Annotated in this window: 13 protein-coding genes; 11 read left to right on the plus strand and 2 right to left on the minus strand. The window is 44.0% G+C overall.

Going from position 1 to position 14,901, the window contains the following annotated elements; all coding sequences use genetic code 11:
- Positions 1–114 precede the first annotated feature (114 nt).
- The 5 genes from H538_RS0115255 to H538_RS0115275 are packed head-to-tail and all read left to right on the plus strand — an operon-like array spanning position 115 to position 4,654.
- Complete coding sequence (locus H538_RS0115255; protein WP_026678345.1) at positions 115–1,089, plus strand: LacI family DNA-binding transcriptional regulator; 975 nt, start codon at positions 115–117, stop codon at positions 1,087–1,089.
- 42 nt (positions 1,090–1,131) lie between these two features.
- The gene (gene rbsK / locus H538_RS0115260) at positions 1,132–2,016 is read left to right on the plus strand and encodes a ribokinase (protein ID WP_026678346.1); all 885 of its coding nucleotides are present in this window, start codon (positions 1,132–1,134) and stop codon (positions 2,014–2,016) included.
- A 15-nt stretch (positions 2,017–2,031) separates the two neighbouring features.
- Positions 2,032–3,006, plus strand: a complete 975-nt coding sequence (locus tag H538_RS24030; protein WP_035351077.1) for a nucleoside hydrolase — start codon at positions 2,032–2,034, stop codon at positions 3,004–3,006.
- Positions 3,007–3,936, plus strand: a complete 930-nt coding sequence (locus H538_RS0115270; protein WP_026678347.1) for a nucleoside hydrolase — start codon at positions 3,007–3,009, stop codon at positions 3,934–3,936.
- 25 nt (positions 3,937–3,961) lie between these two features.
- Entirely contained in the window at positions 3,962–4,654 is a 693-nt protein-coding gene (locus tag H538_RS0115275; protein WP_026678348.1) for an SDR family oxidoreductase, read from the plus strand.
- Between the two features lie 32 nt (positions 4,655–4,686).
- Here the strand turns inward: H538_RS0115275 and H538_RS0115280 are convergent, their stop codons facing one another.
- Positions 4,687–6,225, minus strand: coding sequence for an MDR family MFS transporter (locus H538_RS0115280; RefSeq protein ID WP_026678349.1), 1,539 nt, complete (start codon positions 6,223–6,225; stop codon positions 4,687–4,689).
- A 140-nt stretch (positions 6,226–6,365) separates the two neighbouring features.
- On the opposite strand from H538_RS0115280, the gene H538_RS0115285 reads away from it, so the two are divergent.
- Positions 6,366–7,010 carry a VC0807 family protein gene (locus tag H538_RS0115285; RefSeq protein WP_026678350.1) on the plus strand — a complete coding sequence of 215 codons (645 nt, stop codon included), beginning with the start codon at positions 6,366–6,368 and terminating at the stop codon, positions 7,008–7,010.
- 3 nt (positions 7,011–7,013) lie between these two features.
- Here the strand turns inward: H538_RS0115285 and H538_RS0115290 are convergent, their stop codons facing one another.
- Positions 7,014–7,556, minus strand: a complete 543-nt coding sequence (locus tag H538_RS0115290; protein ID WP_026678351.1) for a GNAT family N-acetyltransferase — start codon at positions 7,554–7,556, stop codon at positions 7,014–7,016.
- Between the two features lie 170 nt (positions 7,557–7,726).
- Between H538_RS0115290 and pcrB the strand changes: the two genes are divergently transcribed.
- The 5 genes from pcrB to H538_RS0115315 form a co-directional block, all read left to right on the plus strand.
- Positions 7,727–8,419: a heptaprenylglyceryl phosphate synthase gene (gene pcrB / locus H538_RS0115295; RefSeq protein WP_026678352.1), complete on the plus strand. Its 693-nt coding sequence runs from the start codon at positions 7,727–7,729 to the stop codon at positions 8,417–8,419.
- 66 nt (positions 8,420–8,485) lie between these two features.
- On the plus strand, positions 8,486–10,714 hold the full coding sequence (gene pcrA / locus H538_RS0115300) for a DNA helicase PcrA (protein ID WP_026678353.1): 2,229 nt from the start codon (positions 8,486–8,488) through the stop codon (positions 10,712–10,714).
- A gap of 67 nt (positions 10,715–10,781) precedes the next feature.
- Positions 10,782–12,794, plus strand: coding sequence for an NAD-dependent DNA ligase LigA (ligA, locus tag H538_RS0115305; RefSeq protein WP_407636400.1), 2,013 nt, complete (start codon positions 10,782–10,784; stop codon positions 12,792–12,794).
- 43 nt (positions 12,795–12,837) lie between these two features.
- On the plus strand, positions 12,838–14,034 hold the full coding sequence (locus H538_RS0115310; RefSeq protein WP_051291508.1) for a CamS family sex pheromone protein: 1,197 nt from the start codon (positions 12,838–12,840) through the stop codon (positions 14,032–14,034).
- A gap of 233 nt (positions 14,035–14,267) precedes the next feature.
- Positions 14,268–14,901: aldehyde dehydrogenase family protein (locus H538_RS0115315; protein ID WP_026678356.1), on the plus strand; the 634-nt coding region annotated here is incomplete at its 3' end.

Here is a 14,901-nt window from a genome sequence, read left to right on the forward strand (position 1 = left end):
AAATGCTACAGGTCCTTTCTTCTTTTGGAGAAAAATAGCACCGCTCTTTTATTTGACTTTTCTGAACTAGATTGATATTGTTATATGTAACCGGTTACAGAAAAGAGAGGGATTATGGCAACGATTAAGGAAGTCGCAAAAGAGGCGGGCGTGTCTGTCGCAACCGTATCAAGAGTTATAAATAATAACGGCTATGTGAACGACGAGACGCGAAAAAGGGTAGAAAAGGCGATTCAATCATTAAATTATCAACCAAATGATGTTGCGCGGAGCCTTTTTAAAAAACAATCGCAAACGATCGGCTTAATGGTTCCTGATATTATGAACCCTTTCTTCCCGGAGCTTGCAAGAGCCGTAGAAGATACGGCAAGCAAACTTGGCTATACCGTTATTTTATGCAATACAGATGAAGACATCGAGAAAGAACAAATGTATTTAAATACGCTGTTAAGAAAATATATCGATGGTTTAATTGTGGTGTCCAATACGTTAACCGCAAAGCAAATTAAAAGATTGAATGTTCCAGTTGTTACGGTTGACCGCGAAATCAGCAAAGATATTCCAACGATCATTGTGCAAAACACGGCGGGCGGCCGGATGGCCACACGTTACTTAAAAGAAATTGGGTGTGAAAGAATCGCCCATTTAAAAGGTCCGGATCATATTCGAAATGCGAACGAGCGGTGTTGTGGGTATAAGGAAGAAGTACATAATGAACCGTGGTTTAAAGAAGACTATATTATTGAAGGGCATTATGAAATGGAATCGGCGATCAAGGCAACCTATCAATTGCTTACCCGGTACCCGGATATTGATGGAATTTTTGCAGGCAACGATATTATGGCTATCGGGGCGATCAAGGCTGTCCATCAATTGGGCAAAAAAGTGCCTGATGATGTGGCGGTTATCGGCTTTGACGGAATCGCACTGGCGAAGGCGGCAACACCTGAACTGACAACGATTGCTCAACCTATTTACGAAATGGGGAGAATGGCGGCCAATCTTCTCATTGATCTCATTGAAAAGAAGAAAATAGAAAAAACATTTTATAACTTAGAAGTTGAGCTTGTAAAAAGGCAGTCCACCTGATATAGGAATGCCTTTCATAAAGAGATAGGGGGAACAAACCACATGCAGCGACGGCCGAAAATTACGGTAGTTGGAAGTATTAATATGGACATTGTCACGATTACAAAGACCGTCCCGAAAATGGGGCAAACGGTTAAAGGGGAACAATTTAAGACGAATCCAGGCGGAAAAGGAGCAAACCAGGCAGTTGCTGCCGCCCGTTTAGGGGCAGATGTGCAAATGGTAGGATGTGTAGGAAATGACGGTTTTGGCCGGGAAGTTTTAAAAAATCTGCAAGAACAAGGCGTAAACATAAGCCATGTGGAACCGGTTACAGATTGTACAGGTACCGCAACGATCATTGTTTCTAATAAAGATAACAGCATTATCGTCGTTTCAGGCGCCAATGATCACGTTACCACAGACTATGTAGAAGCCAAGCGGTCCGTAATTGCTGAAAGCGACATTTTGCTTCTTCAACTAGAAATCCCGCTTGCAAGTGTGAAGAAAGCCGTTCAAATCGCAAAGGAAAACGGGGTAAAAGTCATCTTGAATCCAGCGCCGATTCAAGAACTTCCAGATGATTTATTAGATGAGATCGATTACATTACACCAAATGAACATGAACTTGATTTGCTTAAAGAAAGCTATGAGTTTCAAAAACTTCAAGAAAAAGTGATAGTAACAAAAGGTTCGGAAGGTGTGATTTTCTATGAAAATGGAAAAGAAATCGCCATCCGATCATATAACGTCGATGTTGTCGATACGACGGGTGCTGGAGATTCGTTTAACGGTGCATTTGCCGTGGCCTTAAGCAAAGGGATGTCATTAAAAGCGGCATGCAAGTATGGCAATGCCGTGGGCGCTTTGTCTACTACAAAGCTCGGCGCACAGGCGGGAATGCCGACGAAGGAAGAAGTGGAGAAATTTATTGCCGTGAGAGGATAGAAGGGAAGAAGGAACATGAGCAGCAAGAAGATTATTCTTGATGTCGATACCGGAATCGATGATGCATTAGCTATTTTATACGCGGTGAAATCAAAAGAGATTCAAATCGAAGGGATCACGACGGTTTTTGGCAATGTGTCAGCAGACCAGGCAACGCGAAATACATTGCAAGTCCTCGAACTTGCCGATGCGAACGATAATATTCCTGTTGCGATGGGGGCAAAGAAACCGCTCTTTCGAGAATGGAGCGGTCCTGTTATTCATGTTCATGGACAAAATGGAATTGGCGATTACGAACTGCCTGAACCATCCTTGCAACCGCTAGAAGAACATGCCGCTGATTTTATCGTGCGACAAGTCAATGAACAGCCTGGCGAATTGACGCTTGTGTTTGTTGCGCGATTAACAAACCTTGCGCTAGCGCTGGCAAAAGACCCTTCGATTGCCGGAAAAGTGAAAGGGCTAGTTCTTATGGGAGGGGCATTAAAGACGTTTGGAAATGTTACGCCTATTGCTGAAGCCAACATTTATGGCGATCCGGAAGCGGCACACCGTGTATTTGAATCGGGCATCCCAATCACAATGGTCGGACTGGATGTGACCCGTAAAGCCAAATTTCAGGAAGAACATTTAAAACAGTTGATGGATTTGGCGTCTCCGGAAAACGAGAAGATGATTAAATTTATCGAGCACATTATTCGCTTTGGCATAGAAGCAAGCGTGAAAATGAACGAAGGAAAATGCCGCCTAATGCATGACCCTCTTGCTGTCGGTGTCGCAATTGACCCAGGCCTGGTTAAATCGGAAAATCATTACGTTTATATCGAAACACAAAGCCGGCTTTCAGCTGGGGCGACGGTCGCCGATTTACGATTATCGCGAAAAAAGACGGAAACAAACGCTGCTGTATGTGTAGAAGTCGATCATGAACGGTTTATTGAACATTTTATACAAACGGTGGCGTCAAGAGATGAAAGAGGGGAAGGATAGATGAAACGAGTCATTATGGATGTCGATACAGGAATTGACGATGCTCTTGCCATTTGTTATGCGGCGCGCTCCAAAAGTCTGGAGATTTTAGGGATTACAACATGTTTTGGCAATGTGTCGGTAGAAGAAGCAACAAGAAACACATTAAATGTCCTTGATTATTTAGAACTGGATGTCCCGGTGGCACAAGGAGCAGGGAAGCCGATCTTTCGCCACCCAATAAAGGAAAAGGCAAGCATCGTGCATGGAGAAGATGGATTAGGGAACATTCATCTTCCTGACCCTATAAAGAAGCCGGTAGAACAACATGCATGCCAATTTATTATTGAACAAGTGAAAAAATACCCGAATGAAGTGTCGCTTATTTTCGTAGGGCCGCTTACCAATCTGGCGTTAACGATCATGCAGGAGCCTGAGATTGTCCGGCTTGTTGACAGGGTGTATATCATGGGCGGGGCCGTGACGGTTCCCGGAAATACGACAATGGCGGCAGAAGCAAATATTTACGCCGATCCGGAAGCGGCCGAGTATGTGTTCCAATCGGGCATTCCGATAACACTCATCGGTCTTGATGTGACAATGAAAACATTGCTGTCACTTGAAGAAGTAGAAAAGTGGAAAAGGAAAAATACGCGCTTAAGCCGGTTTTTGGCGGACATTACGGAGTTTTATATCGGGTTTTATACAAATAACCACGCTGGATTGAAGGGGTGCGGGCTTCACGATCCGTTAGCGGTTGGAGTTGTCATTGATCCAACCTTTGTTGAAACAAAAGCTTTGCATGTGCAGGTCGATCTTGAAGGGACCCATACCTTTGCCCGAACCATTGCTGATTTTAGAGAATCCAGCAAGGCCAAACCGAATGTTGACGTTTGTTTGCACGTTGATGCCGATCGGTTTTTAAAACATTTCTTGAAAAATATTTGTTAACAATGGAACAGAAAGGATAAAAGGAATGGAGATTAATATTGTTGTTATAACAGGTGCAGGGAGCGGACTCGGTGCATCGCTTGCGAAAAAATACTCTGAGCAAGGATGCCATGTATGTTTGCTTGGCCGAACAAGAGCGAAACTTGAACGAACGGCCGCTTTATTAAATGGGGGCTATTCGATGTATGAAGTAGATGTTGCCGTTAAGAAAGATGTCGCCCGTGTCATTCAATCGATTGAAAAAGAAGTCGGACCGATCGATTTATTCGTTAATAATGCCGGAACAGGCGCTTTTGCTCTTGCCGAGGAGATAGACGAGCAAGCTATCCATCACATGATCGATAGTAACTTAAAAGGAACGATTTTTTGCACGCAAGAAGTACTGCCTTTTATGAAAAAGCGCAATCGGGGGTTGATTGTCAATGTCATTTCGACAGCCGGAAAAGTAGGCAAAGTGACGGAATCGGTGTACTGCGCTAGCAAATTCGGTGTTCGCGGATTTACTGAAAGTTTAGCCCTTGAGTTAAAAGATACGCCGATTCGAGTGTTGGCAGCGTACATGGGCGGCATGAGGACGGAATTTTGGGACGGCATTTTTACCGAAGAGCGAACAAAAGGCTTAATGGACCCGGACGATGTGGCCGATATTATCATCGAAAGCATTAAACCGCGAAATCTACTTGCTGTTCCGGAAGTTGTCATCACAAATAAAAAATAGTTCATAAAAGAAGCTGAATCCCACATGTGGATTCAGCTTTCACTTTCTTCATTCACTTTTGACGACAAGACTTCTTTTTTCAAAAACCAGCTAAATATTAACGAAACGATAAGAATTCCGAATGCCCAAGTATATAAATACTGGAACGATTCGATAAAGATCGTTTTAAGCGCTGTTAAAAGTTCAGCAGGCAGGTCGTGCGGAATTCCGCCAGCGGCTAAATGATCCATTTTTCCTCCCATGCTTTCCCCGAGCTTGCTGTCTGCCCCTTCTAACTTTGAAGTAAGCGTAGACGATAGTAAATTTCCAAAGATGCTTACACCGATCGTAGCGCCGATCGTTTGAAATAATGGAACGGTTGCCAGCGCACTGCCTTTATGTTCTTTTTCTACGGATTCTTGAACGATTAAGTTATCCCCACCGAACAACACCCCTAATCCGAAGCCTGTAATTAAAAAGTAAATAATGATTTGGGTGATCGTCGTATCGATATCGATATGGGAGAATAGATAAAATCCTATGACAGGCAGAATAAAAGCGAATCCAAATAATTCACGGTAACGCACTTTCGTTAACAAAAATCCGCAGATCATCGACGAAATGACGGCCCCAACCATTAGGGGAAGCGTTAAATAGCCTGCTTCCGTCGGAGTTAGCCCGATCACATTTTGAGCAAAATAGGGGAAGGAAGAAAACGACCCCATAAGGCCGAAACCGACTGTAAATACAATAATCGATAACACAACAATGTTTCGATTTTTAAATAAATGCAAAGGGACGATCGGTTCTGCCGCTTTTGATTCCACCAGGATGAAAATCCCGATCAAGAAAACGAATGAACAAAGCAAGCCAATAATCAATGGCGAACCCCATGTATACCCTTCGTTTTCAATTAATACTGGGGCGATCAATAAGGAGACAATCGCAAGAACGAGGAGAATCGCACCCAACCAGTCAATAACAACCTTTTTCTTTATATTGGATTCTTTTAAACCAACGGCTAAAAAACATGCTGAAATGACTCCCACGGGAATGTTGATAAAAAAGATCCAGTGCCAACTCGCTTGATCGACAAAAAATCCGCCCATCAAAGGTCCAACCAACATTGGAATAAACATAATCGGTCCCATTATGCCTTGCACTTTAGCCCGTTGTTCGAGCGGAAAAAGGTCGCTTGATATTGTCATCGCAAGCGGCATTAAGCCACCAGCGCCTATTCCTTGAATTCCGCGGCCGATCAGAAGCAGCGTCATCGAGTGAGAAAGTCCGCAAACAATCGACCCTCCGATAAATAGTGCCATTGAGGCTAAATACACTTTTTTTCGTCCGACTAAATCGGCAAGCTTACCTAAAATGGGCATAAAAGCCGACAATGCAAGCATATACACTCCAGCCACCCAGCCATACAAGGACAATCCCCCGAGATCCCGAATGATCGTCGGCATCGCTGTGGTAACTACGGTTTCATCCAATTCGGAAAAAATCAGGCCAATCATTAATCCAGCCATAACGAAAATCCGATTGCTTTTATTTAATGAGGACTGTTCCGTCTGTTTTAAAACACTATCCATTCCATCCATTCCTTTCGTTTCTGATTACCGAAAGTATAGCGGTGAAATGTGAACTGAATATGAATTGAGATACGGAAGCTGTTTATTTCTTTCCTATTTATGTTAAACTGAAAGCAAATTGTAGAAATTAGAGGGATCGAATGAAAAAAAGTGCTGTATTTTACGACCTGCTATTTTATTTAATCTTGCCTTACTTCATTTGGAACAAAGGAAGAGATGTTTTAGGAGATTATTATGCGATTCTTCTTTCTTCCGTTCCGGGGTTTATTTATACGATTTACCGCTTTGTAAAAGATAAGCAGTTTAATGTGACGGGCATTTTTATTTTGTTTTCGTTATTTGCCGGAACGACTGTAGATTTATTATCCGGCTCCGCGGGGAAAATGCTCTGGAACCAGGTGTACCTTGGCATCGCAATCGGACTAATCATCTTGTCCACGATTTTTATGAAAAAGCCACTTGCGCTTTATTTTGCGGTTGATGTTGCCTTTATGCAAGGGCAAGCGAGAAGTGAAACGAAAGAGCTATACCGGAAAAAAGAATTTTACCGCTATTTTGTCTGGCTGACAGGGCTTTTTGCGTTTCGCAGCCTATTTCAGGCGGGATTGAAAGCGTACTTGCTAACGACATATGGCGTGAAGAAATACGACTTTATTTTGTTTGCCATGAAAATTTCCGGGTGGATTTTTGCCGGGTTAATAACAGCAGGATTTGTCTTTATTAGTCTGAAAATCTACAATTATATGGAAAAGAAGGAGAAAGCAAGTGCCGAGCCGGAAGTTTAACATTTACCCTTGCCATTCTTCTCTAAGCAATCCGTATATGACTAAATCAACAAATTGACCTTGAAGCCATTCTGCCTGGCGTAAAAGGCCTTCTGCCTGAAAGCCGAGCCGTTCTGCAACGGAGCGGCTTTTTTCATTGCCGAACGCCGCTTTTAATTCAATCCGGTGAAAACCGAGTGTTTGAAACGAATAGTTGAGAAGCGCCCTGCATGCTCTTGTCATGATTCCGTTTCCTTCATATTCTTTACCGAGCCAGTAGCCGATGCTTGCTTGATAGTTGTACCATTTGATGTCGTATAATGAAACGGAACCGGCTGGTTTCCCGCGGTACCAGATTAGCGTGACGAGATCGGTTCGTTCAGCATATTTTCGTGTAGCGATTTTGATAAACTCTTTTGTATCCTGAATGCTGAGCGTTTGATCAACCCAGCCGAGCCATCTTCGCAAATGATCACGGGAATAGTCCGTCAGCTGAAAAAGAAGGGCAGCCTCTTTTTTCTCGACCAGCTTTAAATAGATATCATGATCGACTTGCAAAAAAAACATGGTTGACCCCCCTTACAAGAACTGAAAGAACAGAAGTGAATATAACTTGATTTTCATATTTTTTCCATATGACCAAAGGTGAGTGCTACTCTTATTTTTGATATAATGTCAAAAGGATAAAATGGTTCGTTGCCCTTCTAAAAATGGAAGTGCGAGCAGGAGGAAAAGTGATGTTTGATTATCAACAGTGGAAACATGTGTTTAAGCTTGATCCCGATAAAGAGATTAGCGATAAAGAGCTTGAGGCGATATGCGATTCTGGAACGGACGCGGTTATTGTTGGCGGCACGAGCGGCGTAACGTTGGACAATACGCTCGATCTTTTATCAAGAATTAGAAAGTATGTCGTTCCTTGTGTACTGGAAGTGTCTACTATTGATGCCATTACCCCGGGATTTGACAGCTATTATATTCCAACCGTTTTAAACAGCAATGATCCGAATTACATAACGGGTTTGCAGCATAAGGCAATTAAGGAATTCGGCGACATTATGAACTGGAATGACATGGTTACGGAAGGCTATTGCATCCTCAATCCGGACTGTAAAGCGGCAAGACTGACAAAAGCCAATACAGACCTTTCAATTGACGATGTTGTAGCATATGCAAGAATGGCGGAAAAAATGTTTCAGCTCCCTATTTTTTACTTAGAGTATAGCGGAACATACGGGGATGTTGAAGTCGTTAAAGAAGTGCGGAAAGTATTGAACAAGACGAAATTGTATTATGGCGGAGGGATCGAGTCCGAAGAACAGGCGCGGGAAATGGCGCTATTTGCGGACACGATTGTTGTTGGGAACATCATTTATGAAAACCTTGAGGCGGCGCTCAATACCGTTAAAGCCTTTAAAAAAGAGAATTGAATCTGTTTGCTAAAAGAAGTATGATAAATATAAGAACAAACGTTTGGTGGTGAGCGATACATGAGTATGCATCAATTAATTGAAAAGTTATTATCCGGGCTAAATCCGGAACAAAAAGCAGCGGTGAAGAAGACGGACGGGCCGCTCTTAATTATGGCAGGAGCCGGGAGCGGAAAGACCCGCGTGCTGACCCATCGAATCGCCTACTTGCTCATGGAAAAGGAAGTAGCTCCGTGGAACATTTTAGCGATTACGTTCACGAACAAGGCAGCCAGGGAAATGAAGGAAAGGGTCGCGGCCATAACCGGTCCGACGGCGGAAGAAATCTGGATTTCCACGTTTCACTCGATGTGTGTCCGTATTTTAAGGCGTGACATTGACCGAATCGGCATTAACCGCAATTTTACCATTCTTGATTCAACCGACCAATTATCCGTCATTAAACAAATTTTAAAAGATAAAAACATTGACTCGAAAAAATTTGAGCCGCGAAGCATTTTAGGATCGATCTCTTCTCTTAAAAATGAGCTTAAGACGGCGAAAGACCTTGCGGGCGCAATGAACGGCCCATATGAGAGCGTCGTTCATGACGTCTATGAAGAATATGAGAAGCGGTTGAAAAAGAACCATGCACTTGATTTTGATGATTTAATTATTACAACCATTCAATTATTCAAACGGGTTCCAGAAGTGTTGGAGTTTTATCAGCGGAAGTTCCAATATATTCATGTCGATGAGTATCAGGATACAAACCGCGCCCAATACGTGCTTGTAAAAATGCTTGCAGAGCGGTTCCGCAATCTTTGCGTTGTTGGGGATTCTGATCAGTCCATTTACGGATGGCGCGGAGCGGATATCGCCAACATACTTTCTTTTGAGAAAGATTATAGCGATGCGAGCGTCATTTTGCTTGAGCAAAACTACCGCTCAACGAAAAAGATTTTGGATGCGGCCAACCACGTAATCGAAAACAACATGAACCGGAAAGCGAAGAAACTCTGGACCGATAATGATGAAGGGCAAAATATTGCTTACTATCAAGGGACGGACGAGCATGATGAAGCTCACTTTGTCGCAGGGAAAATACGGGAATTGACCTTGTCCGGAAAGAGGAAAAATTCGGATATCGCCATTTTGTACCGGACGAACGCGCAATCGCGTGTGATTGAGGAAGTGTTGATGAAATCGAATATTCCTTATAATATCGTCGGCGGGATCAAATTCTATGACAGAAAAGAGATTAAGGACATTCTGGCGTATTTGCGCCTCATTTCCAATCCGAATGACGATATAAGCATGCAGCGGATCATTAATGTGCCGAAACGCGGCATCGGCGCATCCACTGTCGATAAGATTTTACAGTATGGAGCGGATAATAACCTGTCCATGTTCCAGGCGCTTCAAGAAGTTGAGGAAATTGGGCTGAGCCCGCGTTTTACAAACGCGCTTCGTGAGTTTTCCGAACAAATTACGAACTGGAATCAAATGCAAGAGTACCTTTCAGTAACGGAGCTTGTCGAAGAAGTGCTTGAGAAGACCGGCTACCGCGACATGTTGAAAAATGAAAAAACGATTGAAGCCCAGAGCCGGCTGGAAAATATCGATGAATTTTTATCGGTAACTACCGATTTTGAAAAGAGGAACGATGATAAAAGCTTAATTGCCTTTTTGACGGATTTGGCGCTTGTAGCCGATATTGATAAGCTGGATGAAGACATGGAGCAGGAACAATCCAATAATAAGGTCGTTCTTATGACCCTTCATTCGGCAAAAGGCCTCGAGTTTCCAATCGTGTTCTTAATGGGACTTGAAGAAGGGGTGTTTCCACACAGCCGGGCCCTTTTTGAAGAAAGCGAAATGGAAGAAGAGCGCCGTCTTGCCTATGTCGGGATCACACGCGCCGAGGAAGAGCTATATTTAACAAATGCCCATATGCGCACATTGTATGGCCGGACGAATATGAACGCCGTCTCACGGTTTATTAGCGAAATTCCGGAAGAATTGATTGATTCCTTATCAGCGAAAAAAGAAGCCCCCCCATGGGCAAAACAAGCGAACTCAGGACTTGAAAGCTATCGTCCGAAAGTGAAGCAAACGATGCCGAATTTCCAGACGAGTGGCGGGGAGAAACTGGACTGGAAAGTAGGGGATAAAGTGAAGCACCGCAAATGGGGAATCGGCACGGTTGTCAGCATGAAAGGCGAGGGCGATTCACTCGAACTCGACATTGCTTTCCCGCAGCCGGTTGGATTAAAGCGGCTGCTCGCGAAATTTGCCCCGATTGAAAAAGTATAGACAAACAATCTTTCTAGTGTTTATTACATGTGGTGACCCGGAGATTAAGTTTGTCGTAAGGAGTGGAATGAGTTTGAACGAGGAACAAGCAAAACAGCGCATTGACGAATTGCGAAACCTCCTTGAAAAATACAACTATGAATATTATGTATTGGATAAGCCGTCTGTGCCTGATTCCGAATACGATCAATTAATGAAAGAATTGATTGAACTGGAAAATAACCATCCCGGGTTGCGCGATCCGCACTCTCCATCTGTAAGGGTCGGCGGTGAGCCGCTCGATTTTTTTGAAAAAGTACAGCATGAAGTGCCGATGCTAAGCCTCGGAAATGCCTTTAATGAAAAGGATTTGCGGGATTTTGACCGCCGCGTCCGCGATGGCGTAGGCAATCATGTTTCGTATGTTGCCGAATTGAAAATTGATGGACTTGCCGTTTCTTTAACGTATGAAGACGGCCGGTTTGTCAGGGGCGCGACCCGTGGAGACGGGACGACCGGAGAAGATATAACGAGCAATCTGCGGACGATTCGCTCGATCCCGCTAAAGCTTAATCGCCCTCTTTCTCTTGAAGTCCGCGGCGAAGCGTTCATGCCGAAGCGTTCGTTTCAAAGCTTAAATGAACACCGCAAGCAAGAAGGGCAGGAGCTGTTTGCCAATCCGCGTAACGCAGCAGCCGGATCGTTAAGGCAGCTTGATCCGAAGATTGCCGCAACCCGCAATCTCGATATCTTTTTATACGGAATTGGCAAGCTTACAGGCGAAGAGGTTGGTTCACATAGCGAAGGATTGGAACTTCTGCAAGAGCTCGGATTAAAGACGAACCCGGAATGGAGACGCTGCGCAACCATTGACGATGTCATTGAATTTGTGAACGGATGGCAAGAGAAACGCCCGGATCTTCCGTATGAAATCGATGGCATCGTCATTAAGGTCGATTCCCTTTACCAGCAGGAAGAGCTTGGGGCGACCGCGAAAAGCCCGCGCTGGGCGATCGCTTACAAGTTTCCGGCGGAAGAAGTCGTGACGAAGCTTGAGGACATCGAATTAAGCGTTGGCCGGACAGGAGTCGTTACCCCGACAGCGATTTTGCAGCCGGTTGTAGTTGCCGGAACGACGGTAAAGCGGGCATCGCTTCATAACGAAGATTTAATCAGGGAAAAAGACATTAAGCTTGGCGATTTCGTCGTTGTCAAAAAAGCCGGCGACATTATCCCGGAAGTCGTTAATGTGCTCGTCGACCGACGTACCGGTGAAGAACGGGAATTTCATATGCCGACACATTGTCCGGAATGTGAAAGCGAGCTTGAACGGTTAGAGGGAGAAGTGGCATTAAGATGCTTGAACCCGCAATGTCCCGCTCAAATTCGCGAAGGCTTGATTCATTTCGTATCAAGAAACGCGATGAATATCGATGGTCTTGGTGAAAAAGTGATCGCGCAATTGTTTAGGGAGCAATTAATCCATGATGTTGCCGATTTATACAGGTTGAAGAAAGAAGAGCTGCTGCAACTGGAGCGGATGGGCGAAAAATCCGTTGACAATTTGTTGAACGCTATTGAAAAATCAAAAGAAAACTCATTGGAACGATTGCTATTCGGCCTTGGGATCCGCCATGTCGGGGCGAAGGCTGCGAAAACAATCGCCCAAACATTTGAAACGATGGACCAATTAATGAATGCATCTAAAGAAGAGTTGATGGCGATTGATGAAGTTGGAGAGAAAATGGCGGATTCGGTTTCCGTTTATTTTAGCAAGCCGGAAGTCGTTGAACTGATTAACGAACTGAAATCGTTCAATGTCAATATGGAGTACAAAGGGCCAAAAGCGGTTCGGGCGGAAGATGTCGATTCTTATTTTGCCGGAAAGACGATCGTGTTGACTGGAAAACTGACAGTTTTAACGCGAAATGAAGCAAAAGAAGCGATTGAGCGTCTTGGCGGCAAGGTAACAGGAAGCGTCAGCAAAAATACAGACCTTCTCATCGCAGGGGAAGATGCCGGATCCAAGCTTGCTAAGGCACAAAGCCTCGGCATTGAGACATGGACGGAGCAACAATTCGTAGAGGAGCTTAAACAATAACAATCAAAAAATAACCGCGTTAAACTAGAGGAGTGTAAAAAACATGATAAAGCGGATGAGCTTCATCTTCTTAAGCTCCCTTTTACTATTAACAGGCTGTTTTAATAAAGACAACCTGCAGCAAGAAAAAGAAGTAGTGAAACAAAAAGGGAAAAAAGAGGAGAAAGCAATCATTACCGGAGAAATTAAAACAGGGGAAAACTATTACCGCAGCATTTATCCGTTTGAACCAGGAGCTGCAAGGGGCTTAATTAAGTTTGGAGTCGATAACAGGCTGGATATTGATGAGTTTGAATTGGGATTAATGCGTGTCGCCCAGCAAAAATTCAGCACAGATAAATACTTCCTCCAAGAAGGACAATATCTCGATGAAACGACAGTCAACAACTGGCTCAAGCGAAAAGACGACAAGATTGAAAAAAATTCAAACTCCACAATGGACCAAAAAGGATTGAATCCGGCGCTCGGTATAAAAAAGGACGCGCCATATAAACAGGTCCTTGAGGCGGAAAAAAAGAATCCAAAATTCTTATCGTATGTACTTGAGCAAAACTACCTCGTCCAAAGCGGAAAAGGAAAAGTGAAGCTTGGCGGCGTTGTAGTCGGCCTCTCCTTTAATTCCCGTTATTATTATAAAGTAACGGATAAAGGCTTGATTTATAACGGCGATGTCGAGCTTGACCCGTCGGCCGTAAATCGGGAGGCGAAAAAAATCGGCCAGGAAGTGTTGAAACGTCTGCGGCAAAATCCGAGCCTTGCCCATGTGCCGATCGTCATTGCCCTATATCAAGAGGCGGAGAAAGATTCAGTGACGCCAGGACACTTTTTTGCCTATGCATCGGCAGATACCGACAGCACCTCGTTAAGCAGCTGGAACTCGATTAACGAGAGATACTACCTTTTCCCATCCGATGAAGCGAAAAAGAAAAAGAGGGACGATTCAGCCAGCTTTGATACGTTTAAAGCAGAAATTCAAGATTATTTCCCGAACTACATCGGTGTTGTTGGAAAAGGCTTGTATGAAGGCGACACGCTTAAAAACTTGAACATTGAAATTCCAATTCAATTTCAAGGGAAAGCGGAAGTCGTATCGTTTACCCAGTTCATCGCGACAAGAGCAATGGAAAAACTTCCAAACGTACCTGTTACGATTTCGATCACCTCAGGCGTGAATCAGCCGGAAGCATTAATCGTAAAAGAAACGGAAGATCAAGAACCGTTTGTTCATATTTATCGATAATAAATAGGGGCTTTCCGTACAGGAAGAGCCCCGAAATTTATTTTCATTCAATGTCGTTTCTATTTATTCAATATTCTCGTTTCGAGGAGGATTCCTGCAATTCCGACTATTTCTCTTTGTTTGAACTGCTACTTTTAATGCGTTAGAATGGACATGTAATGAACAATTGTAACCGCTTTAGCGATTAGGAAGCTAGTTCAGCTTCAAGTTAACAGAATGTAGGAGGGAATTAAATGACTGTCGAATACAAACACGAACCATTTACGGATTTTAGTATTTCGGAAAATAAATCAGCCTTTGAAGAAGCGTTAAAGCTTGTCAACTCGCAATTAGGACAGGACTTTCCGCTCGTGATCGGTTCAGAGCGCATCACGACCGACGAAAAGATCGTTTCCATCAACCCGGCCAATAAAGAAGAAGTCATTGGCACAGTTTCAAAAGCAAACAAGGAACTTGCGGAAAAAGCGATGCAAGCCGCCCTTTCTACATTTGAAACATGGAAAAAATGGAAGCCAGAAGCGCGCGCAAATATCCTTTTCCGCGCGGCCGCGATCATTCGCCGCCGCAAGCACGAATTCTCCAGCTACCTTGTAAAAGAAGCAGGGAAGCCGTGGAAAGAAGCCGATGCGGATACAGCGGAAGCGATTGACTTCCTTGAGTACTACGCCCGTCAAATGGTGAAGCTCAAAGACGGCGTGAAAGTGAACAGCCGTTTCGGTGAAATCAACACGTTTAACTACATTCCACTCGGTGTCGGCATCATCATTTCGCCATTCAACTTCCCGCTGGCGATCATGGCTGGAACAACAGTTGCGGCGATCGTTGCTGGAAATACAGTGCTATTAAAGCCATCAAATACAACGCCGG

The organism is Fictibacillus gelatini DSM 15865, assembly GCF_000430745.1.
Taxonomy (GTDB): Bacteria; Bacillota; Bacilli; order Bacillales; family Fictibacillaceae; genus Fictibacillus_A; species Fictibacillus_A gelatini.